This window comes from Agrobacterium sp. AGB01, assembly GCF_014851585.1.
Taxonomy (GTDB): Bacteria; Pseudomonadota; Alphaproteobacteria; order Rhizobiales; family Rhizobiaceae; genus Agrobacterium.
The window spans coordinates 217546-234357 of record NZ_JACVAB010000006.1; the positions used below are offsets into that span (position 1 = coordinate 217546).

At 55.0% G+C, this 16812-nt stretch carries 14 protein-coding genes and 1 riboswitch; of the genes, 8 read left to right on the top strand and 6 right to left on the bottom strand.

Features of this window, described 5'->3' with window-relative positions; all coding sequences use genetic code 11:
* Nucleotides 1–101: 101 nt before the first annotated feature.
* Nucleotides 102–1862, bottom strand: coding sequence for a glucan ABC transporter ATP-binding protein/ permease (locus tag IB237_RS20165; protein WP_192490507.1), 1761 nt, complete (start codon nucleotides 1860–1862; stop codon nucleotides 102–104).
* Nucleotides 1863–2187: 325 nt separating this feature from the next.
* Between IB237_RS20165 and IB237_RS20170 the strand changes: the two genes are divergently transcribed.
* From IB237_RS20170 to IB237_RS20185, 4 genes are all read left to right on the top strand, one after another.
* Nucleotides 2188–2925 carry a LuxR family transcriptional regulator gene (locus tag IB237_RS20170; RefSeq protein WP_192490508.1) on the top strand — a complete coding sequence of 246 codons (738 nt, stop codon included), beginning with the start codon at nucleotides 2188–2190 and terminating at the stop codon, nucleotides 2923–2925.
* A gap of 126 nt (nucleotides 2926–3051) precedes the next feature.
* The gene (gene pyc / locus IB237_RS20175; protein WP_192490509.1) at nucleotides 3052–6513 is read left to right on the top strand and encodes a pyruvate carboxylase; all 3462 of its coding nucleotides are present in this window, start codon (nucleotides 3052–3054) and stop codon (nucleotides 6511–6513) included.
* A gap of 122 nt (nucleotides 6514–6635) precedes the next feature.
* Entirely contained in the window at nucleotides 6636–7442 is an 807-nt protein-coding gene (locus tag IB237_RS20180; RefSeq protein ID WP_192490510.1) for a DeoR/GlpR family DNA-binding transcription regulator, read from the top strand.
* A gap of 11 nt (nucleotides 7443–7453) precedes the next feature.
* Nucleotides 7454–8644, top strand: coding sequence for an MFS transporter (locus IB237_RS20185; protein ID WP_246788132.1), 1191 nt, complete (start codon nucleotides 7454–7456; stop codon nucleotides 8642–8644).
* Nucleotides 8645–8702: 58 nt separating this feature from the next.
* Here the strand turns inward: IB237_RS20185 and IB237_RS20190 are convergent, their stop codons facing one another.
* Nucleotides 8703–8972 (bottom strand): hypothetical protein, encoded by a 270-nt coding sequence (locus IB237_RS20190; RefSeq protein WP_192490511.1) that lies wholly within the window; start codon nucleotides 8970–8972, stop codon nucleotides 8703–8705.
* Here IB237_RS20190 and ispG point away from each other — a divergent pair.
* On the top strand, nucleotides 8959–10209 hold the full coding sequence (gene ispG, locus IB237_RS20195) for a flavodoxin-dependent (E)-4-hydroxy-3-methylbut-2-enyl-diphosphate synthase (protein WP_192490512.1): 1251 nt from the start codon (nucleotides 8959–8961) through the stop codon (nucleotides 10207–10209). The genes IB237_RS20190 and ispG overlap by 14 nt on opposite strands.
* Before the next feature lie 68 nt (nucleotides 10210–10277).
* On the top strand, nucleotides 10278–10946 hold the full coding sequence (locus IB237_RS20200; RefSeq protein WP_192490513.1) for an OmpA family protein: 669 nt from the start codon (nucleotides 10278–10280) through the stop codon (nucleotides 10944–10946).
* Between the two features lie 55 nt (nucleotides 10947–11001).
* Here IB237_RS20200 and hisC read toward each other — a convergent pair whose 3' ends face one another.
* Nucleotides 11002–12066 (bottom strand): histidinol-phosphate transaminase, encoded by a 1065-nt coding sequence (gene hisC, locus IB237_RS20205; RefSeq protein ID WP_192490514.1) that lies wholly within the window; start codon nucleotides 12064–12066, stop codon nucleotides 11002–11004.
* Between the two features lies 1 nt (nucleotide 12067).
* The gene (locus tag IB237_RS20210) at nucleotides 12068–12982 is read right to left on the bottom strand and encodes a polyprenyl synthetase family protein (protein WP_192490515.1); all 915 of its coding nucleotides are present in this window, start codon (nucleotides 12980–12982) and stop codon (nucleotides 12068–12070) included.
* Between the two features lie 200 nt (nucleotides 12983–13182).
* On the opposite strand from IB237_RS20210, the gene mtgA reads away from it, so the two are divergent.
* Nucleotides 13183–13866, top strand: a complete 684-nt coding sequence (mtgA, locus tag IB237_RS20215; RefSeq protein ID WP_192490655.1) for a monofunctional biosynthetic peptidoglycan transglycosylase — start codon at nucleotides 13183–13185, stop codon at nucleotides 13864–13866.
* A gap of 8 nt (nucleotides 13867–13874) precedes the next feature.
* Here the strand turns inward: mtgA and IB237_RS20220 are convergent, their stop codons facing one another.
* Together IB237_RS20220 and metA are read right to left on the bottom strand one after the other, a co-directional pair.
* The gene (locus IB237_RS20220) at nucleotides 13875–14897 is read right to left on the bottom strand and encodes an aldose epimerase family protein (protein WP_192490516.1); all 1023 of its coding nucleotides are present in this window, start codon (nucleotides 14895–14897) and stop codon (nucleotides 13875–13877) included.
* 74 nt (nucleotides 14898–14971) lie between these two features.
* Nucleotides 14972–15889, bottom strand: a complete 918-nt coding sequence (gene metA / locus IB237_RS20225) for a homoserine O-succinyltransferase (RefSeq protein WP_192490517.1) — start codon at nucleotides 15887–15889, stop codon at nucleotides 14972–14974.
* Nucleotides 15890–15989: 100 nt separating this feature from the next.
* Nucleotides 15990–16066: riboswitch (SAM riboswitch) on the bottom strand.
* Between the two features lie 89 nt (nucleotides 16067–16155).
* On the opposite strand from metA, the gene IB237_RS20230 reads away from it, so the two are divergent.
* Nucleotides 16156–16809 carry a thiamine diphosphokinase gene (locus tag IB237_RS20230; protein WP_192490518.1) on the top strand — a complete coding sequence of 218 codons (654 nt, stop codon included), beginning with the start codon at nucleotides 16156–16158 and terminating at the stop codon, nucleotides 16807–16809.
* Nucleotides 16810–16812 lie beyond the last annotated feature (3 nt).

The following is a 16812-nucleotide window of genomic DNA, read 5'->3' on the forward strand; positions in this document are numbered from 1 at the left end:
GCCGACCAGACAGCCTGTGATGGACGGCACAAAAAAACCTCCGTTCGCAAACGGAGGTTTTCAGATTAATGACAATCGACAGATGGCTGAGTTTAAACCCATCAGGTCAAGGCAGGAGCCGTTTGGCGATTGCCCTCTTCCGCCAGGATGCCACTGGTGCGCAGAAGCGATGCAAAGCGGCCGTCACGGGCACTCAGCTCATCAAACGTACCCATTTCAATGATGCGTCCGTGATCCAGGAACAGCACGAGGTCAGCGTCCCGCACGGTCGAAAGACGGTGAGCAATAATGAAGGTGGTGCGGTTCTTGCGCAGCGTATCGACGGCCGCCTTGACGCGAGCTTCCGTTTCAACGTCAAGCGCACTGGTCGCCTCGTCGAGAACCAGGATAGGCGCATTCTTCAAAATGGCACGTGCGATCGCAACACGTTGGCGTTCACCACCCGACAGACGGTTACCGCGCTCACCAACATGGGTGTCATACCCTTCCGAACGACCAACGATAAAATCGGTCGCCGCCGCCGCTGTCGCCGCTTCAGCAATCTCGGCATCCGTCGCATCCATGCGGCCAAGACCAATATTGTCACGGATACTGCGGTTGAGAAGACCGGCATCCTGGAACACAGTGGCAATGTTGTTGCGCAAGGATTTGCGCGTCACCGTCGAGATGTCGATATTATCGATGAGGATTTTGCCCTGACCGGGATCATATACACGCTGCAACAGGTTGATGAGCGTGGTTTTACCGGCGCCGGTTGGCCCGACAATGGCAATTGTCTGCCCCGCTTGCGCAATAAATGAGACGTTGCGAACGCCCTGTGTGGTATTGACAAAATCAAAGGACACATCGCGGAATTCCACCGTGCCTGCCGCATGGCCAAGATCCTTGGCATCCAGTGGTTCTTCACGGTCCTTCACGCTGTCTTCCAGCGTGAAGAAGTCTTCGAGCTTGGAGCGGGCTTCGAAAATCTGTGTCGCAAAGGCACGCATTTGATCAAGACGACCAATCAGCAGGTTGGCAAAACCGATAAAGGCAATGACATCGCCAACGCGCAGTTCGCCGCTGCGAACCAGAAGTGTGCCGATAATCAGAATGATCATCATCGATACGGTGGATGCCGTGCGATTCAACGCACTGGCCAGCGCCCACCAGTCTAGAACAGGATACTGTGCGCTCAACAGGCGCTCGGTAAAGCCCTTCAGTGCCTTTGTCTCTGCTTCAATCCGGTTATAGCTGTGCAGCACGGAGACGTTGCTGATCGAATCGCTGACATGCGAAAAAACCGTGTGGTAGTGTTTTTCCACAGCAGCCTGACCATTCTTGGTCCGCTGCATGACCATTCTGCCGATGATCCAGTAAACCACACCCAGCGCAATCAGCACGAAGCTGAGACGCAGATCCATGGAAATGGCTGTTGGAATAAGCAGCAGCAGGGCAACGGCCGTTGCCAGGTGTGTGCGCATAAATTCCAGCCATAGGCCAAACAGGGTTTCACTGGCGCGCAGAAGTGTGTGCAGCGCATTGGAAGTACCACGTTGCTGGTGCCAGGACAGCGGCATGGAAATGATGCGCCCGAAGGCTTCTGTCAGCAGTGTAGCGCGCCGTCCGTGCGCCAGCCGATCGGCCTCACGCGCCACCAGCACATAGGCAATGGTGTTGAAAACACCAAAGGCCGCCCAGATCATCAGGATGCCGGTTGCATCACTGCCGCTCGAAATCGCATCAATAATGCGACCGAACAGAATAGGCTCGGCAATGCTGATTGCCGCCAGGATGACGTTGGCGATCACAACGATCCCGACGCGCAAACGGTTTTCTGCGAGATAACGAAGGGCTCTTGCGTAAACCTGAAACAGTGTCAATTTCGTATCCAATCCTCATGATGCCGGCTTAAAAACTCCGGTATTCATTTTTCGCCTTCGAGTGCACGCGCAAATCGCACGCGAAGTTCAAAAAAAGTCCCTGTGCTGAACTATCAAATAAACCGCACAACTCATAGCATTTGATGGTTCAATGGTTTGTATTTCCTGGAGAGCATGGCAAGATTTAGCCGTTGTGTTTTAGGTATTGATAACCAAATGGGGTGAAACCTGACCGCGGTCTAACCTGCGTAACATGACGTCACCAAAAAACGGTTCGGGTCCATAGTTATGTAGGATTTATGCCAATTTCGGGACGTGCATCGTCATGCGTCATATAAATGAGTTTCTTTTCATCTGCTCGGAAGCCGACACGAGAGAAGAACTTCTGACTGGTTTCGGACGCCTTCTGGAACAGTATAACTTCAAGTTTTTCATATTTTTCAAGCGTTCGCAGGACGATGTGGACGATCTTGGCACTCCTCTCGGCGAAAAACTGCCGGAGGGCTGGCGCGATTATTATTACAGCCGCAAATACCCGCTGATCGATCCGACACGCAAAATGCTGGCCTCTTCCCATCGTCCGTTCAGATGGCAAAATAGCGTTGGCCCGTTCAAGCCAACCGCATATCGCAAGCGTATTGCCAGATTGTTTCAAGATAGTGCCCGTTACGGCATGACCGACGGATATGTCTTCCCGATCCACGGCCGTGGCGGCTTGTTGGGCAGCGTCTGGATTGCAGGCGAACCGGGCGACATGGCGCCTTCGGAATTGGCACTTTTTGATGCCGCTGCCCGCGCCACCTTCTGGCGCCTTCTGGAACTCTCACAGGACGATGCTGCACCGCTGGACATGCCGCTGCCACCGGAAATTCGTCTCACCCAGAGAGAGATGGATATTCTGATTTTGCTGTCAAAGGGCATGACGTCCCCAGAAATGGGCAAAGAGTTGTCGATCTCCAGCCATACCGTCGACTGGTATATCAACGGCATTCAGCGCAAGCTCCATGCCCGCAATCGCCAACATGCCATCGCTCTGGCATTCCGCTACGGACTTATTTCCTGATCTCAACCGATTGGTCTTCCGTCAAGCGAACGCTTTGGCGCTGAATAGCCCTTCCCAAGACAGGGTTTTGCTGCTTAATTTCGCGCTGCAACATATATGCATCCGCGACGATTTTGGGAGACCGTCTTGAAGATATCAAAAATTCTTGTAGCGAACCGATCCGAGATAGCGATTCGTGTATTCCGTGCAGCCAACGAGCTGGGAATAAAAACGGTGGCGATCTGGGCTGAGGAAGACAAACTTTCGCTGCACAGGTTCAAGGCGGATGAAAGCTATCAGGTTGGTCGCGGCCCGCATCTGGCCAAGGACATGGGACCAATCGAAAGCTACCTGTCGATTGAGGAAATTATTCGCGTTGCCAAACTCTCCGGCGCCGATGCCATCCATCCAGGTTATGGTCTCTTGTCCGAGAGTCCGGAGTTTGTAGAGGCCTGTAACGTTGCAGGTATCATTTTTATCGGTCCTACCGCCGACACGATGCGCCAGCTTGGCAACAAGGTAGCAGCCCGTAATCTGGCAATTTCGGTTGGCGTACCCGTCGTACCGGCAACCGACCCGCTGCCTGAAGACATGGCCGAGGTCGAGCGTATGGCCGAACAGATCGGTTATCCGGTAATGCTGAAAGCCTCCTGGGGCGGGGGCGGACGCGGCATGCGCGCCATACGCAAAAAGGAAGATCTGGCGCGTGAGGTTATGGAAGCCAAGCGCGAAGCCAAGGCTGCTTTCGGCAAGGACGAAGTTTACCTGGAAAAGCTGGTCGAGCGTGCACGCCACGTTGAAAGCCAGGTGCTTGGCGATACACACGGCAATGTCGTGCATCTATTTGAGCGTGATTGTTCCATTCAACGCCGTAACCAAAAGGTGGTCGAACGCGCGCCTGCCCCTTACCTTTCGGAAGAACAACGTCAGGAACTGGCCAATTACTCGCTGAAAATTGCCGCTGCCACCAATTACATCGGCGCGGGCACCGTCGAGTACCTGATGGATTCCGACACCGGAAAATTCTACTTCATAGAAGTTAACCCGCGCATTCAGGTGGAACACACGGTTACCGAAGTTGTGACCGGTATCGATATCGTCAAGGCGCAGATTCATATTCTCGAAGGTGAAGCGATCGGCACGCCCGAATCCGGCGTACCAAAGCAGGCTGACATTCGTCTCAATGGTCACGCACTGCAGTGCCGTATCACCACCGAAGATCCGGAACACAACTTCATTCCTGACTACGGCCGTATCACCGCCTACCGTTCGGCAGCCGGCTTCGGCATTCGTCTGGATGGCGGCACGGCTTACACCGGCGCTATCATCACCCGTTACTACGACCCGCTGCTGGTCAAGGTAACAGCATCAGGCGGAACACCACAGGAAGCCATCAGCCGCATGGACCGCGCGCTGCGCGAGTTCCGTATTCGCGGCGTTGCAACCAACCTGACCTTCCTTGAAGCCATCATCGGCCATGAAAAGTTCCGCAACAACACCTACACGACACGTTTCATCGACTCGACTCCAGAACTGTTCCAGCAGGTCAAACGCCAGGACCGTGCCACCAAACTGTTGACCTATCTGGCTGATGTGACCGTCAACGGCCACCCGGAAACCAAGGGTCGCGCCACACCATCGGACAAAGCTGCCAAGCCGATTGTACCTTACATCGACAAGGCCATTCCCGACGGCACGAAGCAACTGCTGGACAAGTTCGGGCCGAAAGGTTTTGCCGAGTGGATGCGCAATGAAAAGCGCGTTCTCGTCACCGACACCACCATGCGCGATGGCCACCAGTCGCTGCTGGCCACCCGTATGCGCACCCATGACATTGCCGGCGTAGCCAATGTTTACGCCAAGGCACTGCCGCAACTGCTGTCACTGGAATGCTGGGGCGGCGCGACATTTGACGTATCGATGCGCTTCCTGACGGAAGATCCTTGGGAACGTCTGTCGCTGATCCGGGAGGGCGCACCGAACCTCTTGCTGCAAATGCTGCTGCGCGGTGCCAATGGCGTAGGTTACAAGAATTACCCGGACAATGTCGTCAAATATTTCGTGCGTCAGGCTGCCAAGGGTGGCGTAGACCTGTTCCGTGTGTTCGACTGCCTCAACTGGGTTGAGAACATGCGCGTCTCGATGGATGCCATAGCCGAAGAAAACAAGCTGTGTGAAGCAACCATCTGCTACACGGGCGACATCCTGAATTCGGCGCGCCCGAAATATGACCTGAAATATTATACCAACCTTGCAGGCGAACTTGAAAAGGCTGGCGCCCATATTATCGCCGTCAAGGACATGGCCGGCCTGCTGAAGCCAGCAGCCGCAAAAGTTCTGTTTACGGCGCTGCGTGAAGCGACATCCCTTCCAATTCACTTCCACACCCATGACACGTCAGGCATTTCGGCTGCGACCGTTCTTGCCGCTGTCGATGCAGGCGTGGACGCGGTGGATGCAGCCATGGATGCGCTTTCCGGCAACACATCCCAGCCTTGTCTTGGTTCGATTGTCGAAGCCCTCTCCGGCACCGAGCGTGATACCGGCCTTGATCCGGAATGGATCAGACGTATTTCCTTCTATTGGGAAGCGGTACGCGGCCAGTACGCAGCCTTTGAAAGCGACCTCAAGGGACCAGCCTCGGAAGTCTACCTGCACGAAATGCCCGGTGGACAGTTCACAAACCTCAAGGAACAGGCCCGTTCGCTTGGCCTTGAGAGCCGCTGGCACGAAGTGGCGCAGGCTTATGCTGACGCCAACCGCATGTTCGGTGACATCGTCAAGGTAACGCCTTCGTCCAAGGTTGTCGGTGATATGGCCTTGATGATGGTCAGCCAGGATCTAACGGTTTCGGATGTCGAAAACCCTGACAAGGATATCGCGTTCCCTGAATCTGTTGTCTCAATGCTGAAGGGCGATCTTGGACAATCACCAGGCGGCTGGCCGGAAGGCCTGCAGAAAAAGGCTCTGAAGGGCGACAAGCCCTACACGGTACGTCCCGGTTCACTGCTGGAAGATGCTGATCTGGATGCAGAACGCAAAACCATCGACGCGAAGATCGGTCGCACCGTCAATGACTTCGAATTCGCATCCTATCTGATGTATCCGAAGGTGTTTACGGACTTTGCTTTGGCATCCGAGCAATATGGGCCTGTGTCAGTTCTTCCCACCCACGCCTATTTCTACGGCATGGCAGATGGCGAGGAACTGTTTGCCGATATCGAACGCGGCAAGACACTGGTTATCGTCAATCAGGCGATGAGCGGCACCGACGACAAGGGCATGGTCACCGTGTTCTTCGAAATCAACGGTCAGCCACGCCGCATCAAGGTGCCAGATCGTGCCCATGGCGCATCCGGCTCAGCTGTCCGTCGCAAGGCCGAGCCAGCCAACGGCGCACATCTGGGCGCACCAATGCCAGGCGTCATCTCTCGCGTCTTCGTCAACCAGGGCCAGACGATCAAGGCCGGTGATGTATTGCTGTCGATCGAAGCCATGAAGATGGAAACAGCACTGCACGCAGAAAAGGACGGCACAATCGCTGAAGTTCTGGTGCGCGCAGGCGATCAGATCGACGCCAAGGACCTGCTGGTCATCTACGGCGAGTAACAGAATCGCCACTCATGGCGCTTCAACATCATGCCCGCTGAAAGGCGGGCATTTTTGTTCTTGCTGTTTTAACTCAATCGATTTATGCGTGTTTTTGCACGTTTATTCACGATTGATAGTCAATGTCCAAAACAGAGCATTTTGTAAGCGAAAGACAGGCCTTCATTCTCTCGGAACTCGAGACGAAAGGTCGTGTCATTGCGCAGGAACTCGCCCAGACCTTCAGCACCTCGGAGGACACCATCCGCCGTGACCTGCGTGAGATGGCCGCCCGCGGTGAATGCGAACGTGTTTACGGCGGTGCGTTAAAGACAACAGGCATCACCACGCCACTGCAGACGCGCCTGACCGAAAAAACCGATCGCAAAGCGCTTCTCGCACAAGCGGTCGTCTCGCTGCTCAGCGAGGGAATGGTTGTCTTTATCGATGCCGGCTCAACAAATCTCGCGGTCGCCCGCCAGATACCGCAGGATTTGCGTCTGACGGCGATTACCAACACACCCATCATTGCCGCAGAACTTGCCGGTAAATCTGGTGTTGATTTGATTGTGATTGGCGGCAAGGTCGACGCCAATGTCGGCGCATCCATTGACGCCACGGCGCTGCGACAGCTGGAACAGGTACGTCCTGATCTGTGTATTCTCGGCGCCTGCGGCATGACTCTGGAACATGGCCTTGCTGCAGACATTTACGAGGATGCGGTTTTCAAGCGCTTGGCATGCCAGGCAAGTGCGAAAATATTGGCTGCCATTACCCGTGAAAAACTTGGCCATAAGGCAGCCTTCAATGTGTGTGATCTCAGTGATCCGCTGTCGCTCATTCTCGAACATCAGGCAGATCAGGTCTTCACCAATGCCTTGATCGCTCGCGGCATTAAAATTCACATGGCCGCATCCGCTTCATTACAACCCGTAATCCCCAATTCCTGAGGATAACTCCGATGTCTGGCTCTGCCATGAACACCACCTTGCCCGTCCGCACGCCCTATATGACGAGAACACGACTGGCCATTTCTCTGCTGTTCCTGATGAACGGTTTCATGATGGGTTCCTGGGCACCAATGATCCCGGAATTTGCCCACCGGCTTTCCTTGAGTGAAAGCCAGCTCGGTCTTGTCATCTTGATGTTCGGCGTCGGATCATTGCTGATGATGCCAGTGGCAGGCGCAAAAATCGCCCGTTACGGCTCCAGAAAAGTGTCACTGACAGCCGCCGTTGCGTTTCTGCCGACCCTTCTGCTGATCACTCTCACCAACAACATCTGGAGCGGTGTGGCCGCAGTGGTGTTGTTCGGTGGTCTTACGGGCGCCATGGACGTGGCGATGAATGCCAACGCAGTCGCAACAGAGCGTAGCATGCGCCGCTCGATCATGTCGTCTTGCCATGCCTTCTGGAGCCTTGGCGGCTTGCTCGGTGCTGGTCTTGGCGGCTTGCTCATCAAACAGATCGGCGTTTATGGCCATGCTATAACCCTGACGGTGGTCGCCGCAATCCTGCTGACAATCGCATGGCCACGTGTTCTTGCCGATCCTCCGCATCCTGAACAACACCACGAAAAGCTTCGCCTGCCGATGACACCACTACCTTGGATCATTGGTATCATGGCGCTGTTTTCCATGGTGCCGGAAGGTGCGATCCTTGATTGGGGTGCCCTTTATCTGCGCAATGAACTTGGCGCTTCGGTCACCGCCTCGGGTTTTGCCTTTGCCGCATTCTCTATGACAATGGCCATCATGCGTTTCGCCGGCGATCTGGTGCGTGACCGGTTCGGTGCCGTAAACACCTTGCGTGTCTGCTCGGTGATCTCGATTATCGGCCTGTTGATTGCCGGCATCGCCACCAACCCGGTTGTCGCTATCGCCGGCTTTGCTATCGCCGGTATCGGTATTTCCAACATGGTGCCAATTGCCTTCTCGGCGGCTGGCAACATGCCGGGCCTCGCACCGGGCATTGGCCTCTCGGTTGTAACAACCATGGGGTATTCCGGTATTCTGGTTGCCCCATCTGCGATCGGCTTCATTGCCGAGCATATCGGGCTTGGAACAGTATTCATCGGCCTGCCGGTACTGCACGTTATCGTACTGCTTCTCTCGAGGCTGGCCCGCCACGCAGATGGTGCCAGCGGCCACTGACCGGTTTCAACCGCAGAAAAATGTCCGCCACATCAACTGGCGGACATATCGACACCGTTTAAGACGCCTTTGTAATCATGATCTCAATCAAAGATTGCATCGCAGGAAAATCTGCAGCCTTTATGTATTTCATTTTTTGTGATTGATGATAATTCCTGACAATGATCATCAAAGCGCCTGAAATAGGCGACAAATCAGTACTTCCTGGCGGCATGTAGTGCCACTCAAAGCAAAACGTGATAGGTATAATATTGACAAGGCACGCGCCTTGATCCACCTGAATAGGCGCATTTGTCGCAAGCGTAGAGATAACGATGTCATCACCCACTGATTTTGATCCCAAGCCACGCCGTGCCTCGGTTGCCGTCGATGTGGGGGGCGTCATCGTCGGTGGCGGAGCGCCTGTTGTTGTGCAGTCCATGACCAACACCGACACGGCCGACATTGACGCAACTGTTGCGCAGGTTGCCGCGCTTTATCGCGCTGGCTCTGAAATCGTTCGCATCACCGTTGACCGTGATGAAAGCGCTGCCGCTGTACCGAAAGTACGCGACCGGCTGTTGCGCCTTGGTCTTGATGTCCCGCTGGTGGGCGACTTCCATTACATTGGCCACAAACTGCTGGCGGATCATCCCGCCTGTGCGGAAGCGCTGGCAAAATATCGCATCAATCCCGGCAATGTCGGCTTCAAAGACAAAAAGGACAAGCAGTTCGGCGATATCGTCGAAATGGCGATCCGTTATGACAAGCCGGTTCGAATCGGCGTCAACTGGGGGTCTCTCGATCAGGAACTGCTGACCACATTGATGGACAAGAACCAGGCTGAAGGTTTTCCTCTGTCTGCCCGTCAGGTCACCCGCGAAGCCATCGTGCAATCAGCACTGATTTCGGCCGAGCTGGCCGAAGATATCGGCCTACCACGCAATCGCATCATCCTGTCGGCCAAGGTCAGTCAGGTGCAGGATCTGATTGCCGTCTATTCCATGCTGTCAGAACGTTCTGACCACGCCCTGCATCTTGGCCTGACCGAAGCGGGCATGGGCTCCAAGGGCATTGTCGCGTCTTCTGCGGCCATGGGTTATGTACTGCAACACGGTATTGGTGACACGATCCGCGTATCTCTGACGCCGGAACCCAATGGCGACCGTACCCGCGAAGTGCAGGTTGCGCAGGAACTCCTGCAGGTCATGGGCTTCCGTCAGTTCATTCCTGTTGTTGCGGCGTGTCCCGGCTGTGGTCGCACGACCTCGACGGTGTTCCAGGAACTGGCGCAGAACATCCAGAACGACATCCGCAAAAACATGCCGATCTGGAAGGAAAAATATCCAGGCGTCGAGGGTCTCAACGTTGCGGTCATGGGCTGCATCGTCAACGGCCCGGGCGAAAGCAAACATGCTGATATCGGAATTTCCCTGCCTGGCACCGGAGAAACTCCCGCCGCTCCGGTCTTCATCGATGGTCAGAAAGCCCTGACCTTGCGTGGTCCAGATATTGCAGCAGATTTCGAAGCGCTGGTCATCGACTACATTGAAAAGCGGTTTGGACACAAACACGCAGCAGAATAATCAACAGCCGCCGAGATTTTGCCGGATTCGTGTTATTTCAGGTCCATCAATCAAGGAGCCATGATTCGATGATCAAGAAGTTTGCAATCCTCGCGCTTGCCGCAACATTCCTTTCAGCCTGCACCACTACGGACCCCTATACTGGCGAACAGAAGATGTCCAACATGGCAGGCGGCGCCGGTATCGGTGCTGTTGCAGGTGCGCTTGGCGGTCTGGCTGTGGGCGGCGGCTCCGGCAAGTCCGGTCGTAATGCCATCCTGCTGGGCGCAGGTATTGGCGCGCTGGCTGGCGGCATGGTCGGCAACTACATGGACAACCAAGAGGCAGAACTGCGTCAGCAGCTTCAGGGCACCGGCGTTTCGGTGACCCGTCGTGGTGACAGCATTGTTCTCAACATGCCATCCAACATCACTTTCGCAACCGATCAGGATCAGGTGATCCCACCGTTCTACGACACACTGAACTCGGTCGCCATTGTTCTGAACAAGTTCAACCGCACGCTGATCGATATCAATGGCCATACCGATTCCACCGGCAGCCTTGCCCACAACCAGGGTCTGTCTGAGCGCCGTGCCGCGTCCGTTGCCAACTACATCGGCGCGCGTGGCGTAGACCAGCGCCGCATTTCGACACTGGGTTACGGCCCGTCGCAGCCAGTTGCCTCCAACGCAACACCAGATGGCCGCGCGCAGAACCGCCGCGTCGAAGTGTTGATCTCTCCGCTGACCCAGAGCTGATAGAATTTACATACACACCAATTGAAAAACGCCGCTTTATGCGGCGTTTTTTATGTCAGGCAGATGCAAAAACCTGATCCAGCGCCGTGATCAGTGCCTGGCACTGCTCTTCAGTCCCAATGGAAATGCGCAGGAAATCCGAAATACGCGGTTTGTCGAAATGGCGCACCAAAACGGCACGTTCACGCAAAGCAAGAGCAAGTGCCTTGCCCGCCCATCCATCCTTGCGGGCAAAGATGAAATTGGCCTGCGATGGCAAAATATCGAAGCCACGTTCGCGCAACGCCTGTTCCAGCCTCTGGCGATTGTCGATCAGCTTCTGGCGGTGATCCGTGAACCAGATGTCATCCTCAATCGATGCAACAGCTGCGGCCTGTGCCAGCCGGTCGAGCGGATAGGAGTTGAAACTGTCCTTCAGCCGTTCCAGTGCGTCGATGAGCGGGCGTTGTGCGACCGCATAACCGACACGCATGCCAGCCAGCGAACGGGACTTGGAAAACGTCCTGATGACAATCAGATTGTCATGATCGCAGACAAGCGGAACGGCCGTTTCACCGCCAAAATCAATGTAGGCTTCGTCAATCGCCACCACCTGATCGGCATGGGAGTTGACCAGTTTTTTGATATCGGCAAGCGGCAACCCAATGCCGGTTGGCGCATTGGGATTTGGCAGAATGATCGCACCACATTCCCCTTCGTAATCCTCCAGGCGGATCTGAAAGTTGTCGTCCAGCGGTACGGTCGTGGTTTTAACGTCGAAAAACCGGCTATATGTCGGATAAAAGCTGTAGGTGATATCTGGATAAAGCAGCGGTTTTTCGTGTTTCAGAAGGCCGGCAAAGATAAATGCCAGAACCTCATCCGAACCATTCCCAACAAAAACCTCATCCGGCGAGACCCCATGATAGGCAGCAATCGTCTCTCTCAGCTTTTTGGCAGAAGGATCGGGATAAAGCCGCAAATCCTCCGTGGCATTGTCACGAACGGCTTCCAAAACCTTGGGAGAAGGCCCCCACGGGTTTTCATTGGTGTTGAGTTTGACAAGATTGGCGATGACTGGCTGCTCTCCCGCCACATACGGATGAAGCGATGCAACAATAGGAGACCAGAATTTGCTCATCTCAACTCTTTCTTTCCGCAATAAACCGCGCAGCGGCGGTTAGAATATCGGCACGTTCGCCGTAAGGCTCCAGAAGCTGCGAGGCCTCATCAACCAGTTCACCCAGACGCTGTTCAGCCCACGCTTGCCCACGCAAGGCAACAAGAGTGCCCTTGCCACGTGCCGCGTCCTTGCCCGTCGCCTTGCCCATGGTAGCGGCATCGGCCGTCAGGTCGAGAAGATCGTCCGCCAACTGGAACGCAAGTCCAACGCGCTCGCCGAAGGTTCTGAGCCGTTGACGCGTCTCTAAATCGGCACCAGCAATGATCGCACCGGCCTCACAGGCAAAACGCAACAGCGCTCCGGTTTTCATGGCCTGCAGGGTGATGATACCCTGCTCGTCCGGCGCCTGTTTTTCAGCCGCAAGATCAAACGCCTGCCCACCAGCCATGCCGCCTATACCGGCTGCCCGTGCAAGCGCCAGGATAAGAGCCGTTTTGGAAGCGTCCGGCAGCGGAGTTTCTGGTGCTGCAATAATGTCGAATGCGATTGTCAGCAGGCTGTCACCGGCCAGAATAGCGGTCGCCTCGTCAAACTTGCGATGCACGGTGGGTTGGCCGCGGCGCAGATCATCATCGTCCATCGCCGGAAGGTCGTCATGGACAAGAGAATAACAATGCAGGCACTCCAGCGCCGAGCCGACACGCAAGGCCGCCAGCGCGTTGCCGCCCAGCATTTTGCTGCTCTCGATCACCAGAAACGGCCGCAAACGTTTGCCGCCATTCAGTACGCCATAACGCATCGCTTCCAGCAGGTTATCCGGTCTGGTGATTTCATCGCTGCGATGGGCTGGGGAAAGAACGTTATCCAGCAGATTTTCCACCTGCTGCGCGTTTTCACGCAATGCGCGTTCGAATAAGGTTGTTTCTGGCTTCATGGCCGCTCTTTGCCATGAGAAGTTAACACAGGCAATGAAAATCAGGCTTTTTGCAGCATCTGCAAGGCTTGATCGCATCTTGCCAATGTGAAACGGTTCGGCAAACAAAAAGGCACAGGTTTGAAAGATTGGCAGTCGCACCTGAAAACCAGAATGATGACGTTGTACTGTCGCAGGATGACGATGCGCAGGATACGTCCATGCTGAGGGGACGCAGTCTCTGGCAGCGTCTGGTCATGGCGATCTTAATCTTCCTTGCCCTGCCCTATTTTCTCATTCTGGTTTACGCACTGCCATTCATGCGGCCGGTCTCTACGCTGATGCTTGCCGATCTGGTGACGTTACAGGGCTATGACCGGCAATGGGTCTCGATCGATGACATTTCACCAAATGTCGTTCGGTCCGTCATGATGTCGGAGGACGGCCAGTTCTGTTTCCATGGCGGTGTTGACTGGAAACAGATGAGTGGTGTGATCGAGGGCACATTGCAGGGTGATACCACACGTGGTGCCAGCACCATTCCCATGCAGACCGCAAAGAACCTGTTTTTGTGGAATGGCCGTTTCTTCGTTCGTAAAATTCTGGAAATTCCATTGGCCATGACCGCTGACTTCGTCTGGTCGAAAAAGCGGATGATAGAAATATATCTGAACGTCGCCGAATGGGGACCGGGTATCTACGGCATCGAAGCGGCGGCCCGTTATCACTTCAAGACATCAGCCTCCAAGCTCAGCACCAGACAGGCAGCACTTCTGGCCGTCAGCCTGCCAAACCCGATCGAACGCGTCGCCTCCAAGCCGGGACGTGGCACTCAGCGGCTGGCGACGCTCAATGAGCGCCGCGCCCGTGCATCCGGCGGCTACGTCGGATGTGTTCTCGATTGACTGGCTGATCAGCCGCGCGTGAAGATATAATCGGTTTCCTGACGCAGAATCTCGCCTGGGCGCAAGATGCCGTTCGGAAAATCGGGATGATTCACGGCATCCGGCCAAATCTGTGTTTCAAGGCAGAAGCCCGCAAAGGCACCGTAATGACGGCCATCGAGACCGGGAACGGCTGTGTTGAGCTTGAAGCCGGAATAGAACTGCACGCCCGGCTCCGTGGTGTGCACCTCAAGTGCAACGCCGGACGCAGGTGCAAACACCCGTGCCACCTTGCGCTTTTCGCGGCGCTCAGGCGACAGGCAGAAATTATGATCGTACAGAACCTGCTCGCCATTTTCCTCACGTTTCATCGGCGTGGATGAGCGCAGGTCAAATGCAGTGCCTTCAACAGCACGAATTTCACCGGTCGGGATCTGCCGTTCATCGGTCGGCAGATAGTGGTGAGCCGCAATCATGATCTCGTGATCGAGTGCAGTGTCTGCACCATCCAGATTGAAATAGGAGTGCTGGCAGATATTGGCGATGGTTGGCTGGTCAGTGGTTGTCTCATAGAGAACCGAAAGCACGCCACCTTCACGGATTGTGTAGGTCACGTTTACCGTGCAATTGCCGGGATAACCGGCACGGCCATCCGGATCAATGATCTGCAGCACGACGTGGCTTGTGCCATGTTCCATGATCAGCCAGTTGCTTTTACCGATACCATCACTGCCGCCATGGATATGGGTGATGCCTTTTTCGTTCAGTTCAAGCTGGTATTCTTTGCCGTCAATCGAGAAACGTCCGCTATCGATACGGTTCGCGTTACGGCCCGGCGTTGCACCGAAATAAGAGGAATATTGCGGATAGTCCTCAAATTTATCAAAACCGAGAACCAACGGTGGCTGATGGCCATCGAGGCGCAGATCCTGAATGACTGCGCCCCAGGTGATGATATTGGCGGTCAAACCGCCTGCCGAAATAGTGACGCGCTCCACTTTTTCGCCTGTGGGCGTTACGCCGAAGTTTTCCCGTGCGGCACCATTCGTCATTATATCGACCTCCGTTTGCAAGAATTACGGGCCAGACGTTGCGTCATTTCCCGTCGCTTCGCAATCGGCAAATTTCACTTTCCGATTTCGTTCAGATCGTAATAGGTCGTCTGATAGATTTCATTGATCCAGTTGCCGAAAAACAGATGGGCATGGCTGCGCCAACGGTTCTGCGGGGTGATATCAGGATCATTGTGCGGGAAGTAGTTATGCGGCACCTTGATCGGGATACCAGCATTCACATCCCGAAAATACTCGTCGGAAAGCGATGTGGAATCATATTCCACATGGTTAAACATGTAGAGACGGTTGCCCTTCTTTTCATGCACCAGGCACACTCCCATCTCCTCTGACTCCATCAGGATTTCAAGCTCGGGGTGCTTTTCAATGTCCTCGCGACGGACCTCGGTCCAGCGTGAAACCGGCACCTGGAAATCGTCTGAAAAACCGTTCAGATAAATGGAAGACGGGCAAAGATTGCGGTGACGATAGACCCCAAACGCCTTTTCCTTGAGCGGATGTTTTGGCACGCCATGGAAATGGTAGATGGCAGCCATCGCACCCCAGCAGACGTTCAGGGTTGAATGGACATTGGTCTGCGTCCACTCAAAAATCTTCTGCATCTCGTCCCAGTAGGTCACATCCTCGTAAGCGATGGTCTCCACCGGTGCGCCGGTGATGATGAAACCGTCAAACTTGCGGTGTTTGACCTCTTCCCAGGTCTCATAGAACGACAAGAGATGCTCTTCAGAGGTGTTCTTGGCGCGGTGCCCGCCAATACGCACCAGTGAAAACTCGACCTGCAAAGGGGATGCGCCGACTAGCCGCGCCATTTGGACTTCGGTTTTGATCTTGTTCGGCATGAGGTTCAAAAGCCCGATCTGCAACGGGCGGATATCCTGACGAACAGCCGCCGTTTCGGTCATCACCCGCACACCCTCATTGATGAGGGTTTCAAAAGCAGGCAGCGTATCGGGTATTTTGATGGGCATATTGGAACACTCTCATCCGGCGGGTAACCAAGGCAGACAGCCCGGACAAACCGCACAAAACAAAAAAACCGGCAACGAAATCGCAACCGGTTCTTGGAAAATCCACGTTTCCTCGACCCTTTAGCGACTTCTTTAAAGTGGCTGCAAGCCGGTCGGCAAATCACCACTAGGAGATTACATAATCCCGCATGCCACGAAAATCAATATAGCCGCATTTGCGGGCGCTGGCCGTTCCCTTCTGCGAACATTTGGGCTATTGGCGGGGCATGGAAAAAACGGGCTTTACAATTCTGCTGGGCGGCAACCTGTCGGTAACTGAGCGCGTGCGCGAAGCCGCAGACGGAACACGCGTCATCGCAGCCGATAATGGCATGCGCCATGCGCAGCCGCTGTCGCTGACACCGGAATTGTGGGTGGGAGATTTTGATTCCACCGACACCGCTCTTCTCACCGAATGGCCGGATGTGGAGCGTCACACCTTTCCCGCAAGCAAAGCCGCAACAGACGGCGAGATCGCTGTCTCGCAGGCGATTGAGCGTGGTGCACAAAGCCTCGTTCTGATTGGCGCACTGGGTGGCGACCGAACCGATCATGCCTTTCAGCACATGCTGAATGCCATCAGCCTTAAGGAAAAAGGTTACGATGTCACCCTTCTTTCGGGTGAAGAAGAGGCCTACCCCTTGGTATCCGGTGGCGAGAAGGCACTCGACCTGCCCGGTGGTTCGCTGTTTTCCGTTCTCGGTTTCAGCGATCTTGACGGCCTAGACATCGAGAACGCCCGTTATCCGTTGAATGACTATTCGCTGACCTTCGGCACATCCCGCACAATTTCCAACGTTGCGGAAGGTCCGGTGCGCTTCTCCCTGAAAAGCGGTAGAGCCATCATCCTTGCCCGCCCTTATGACATGACTGGAGCCTGAGCC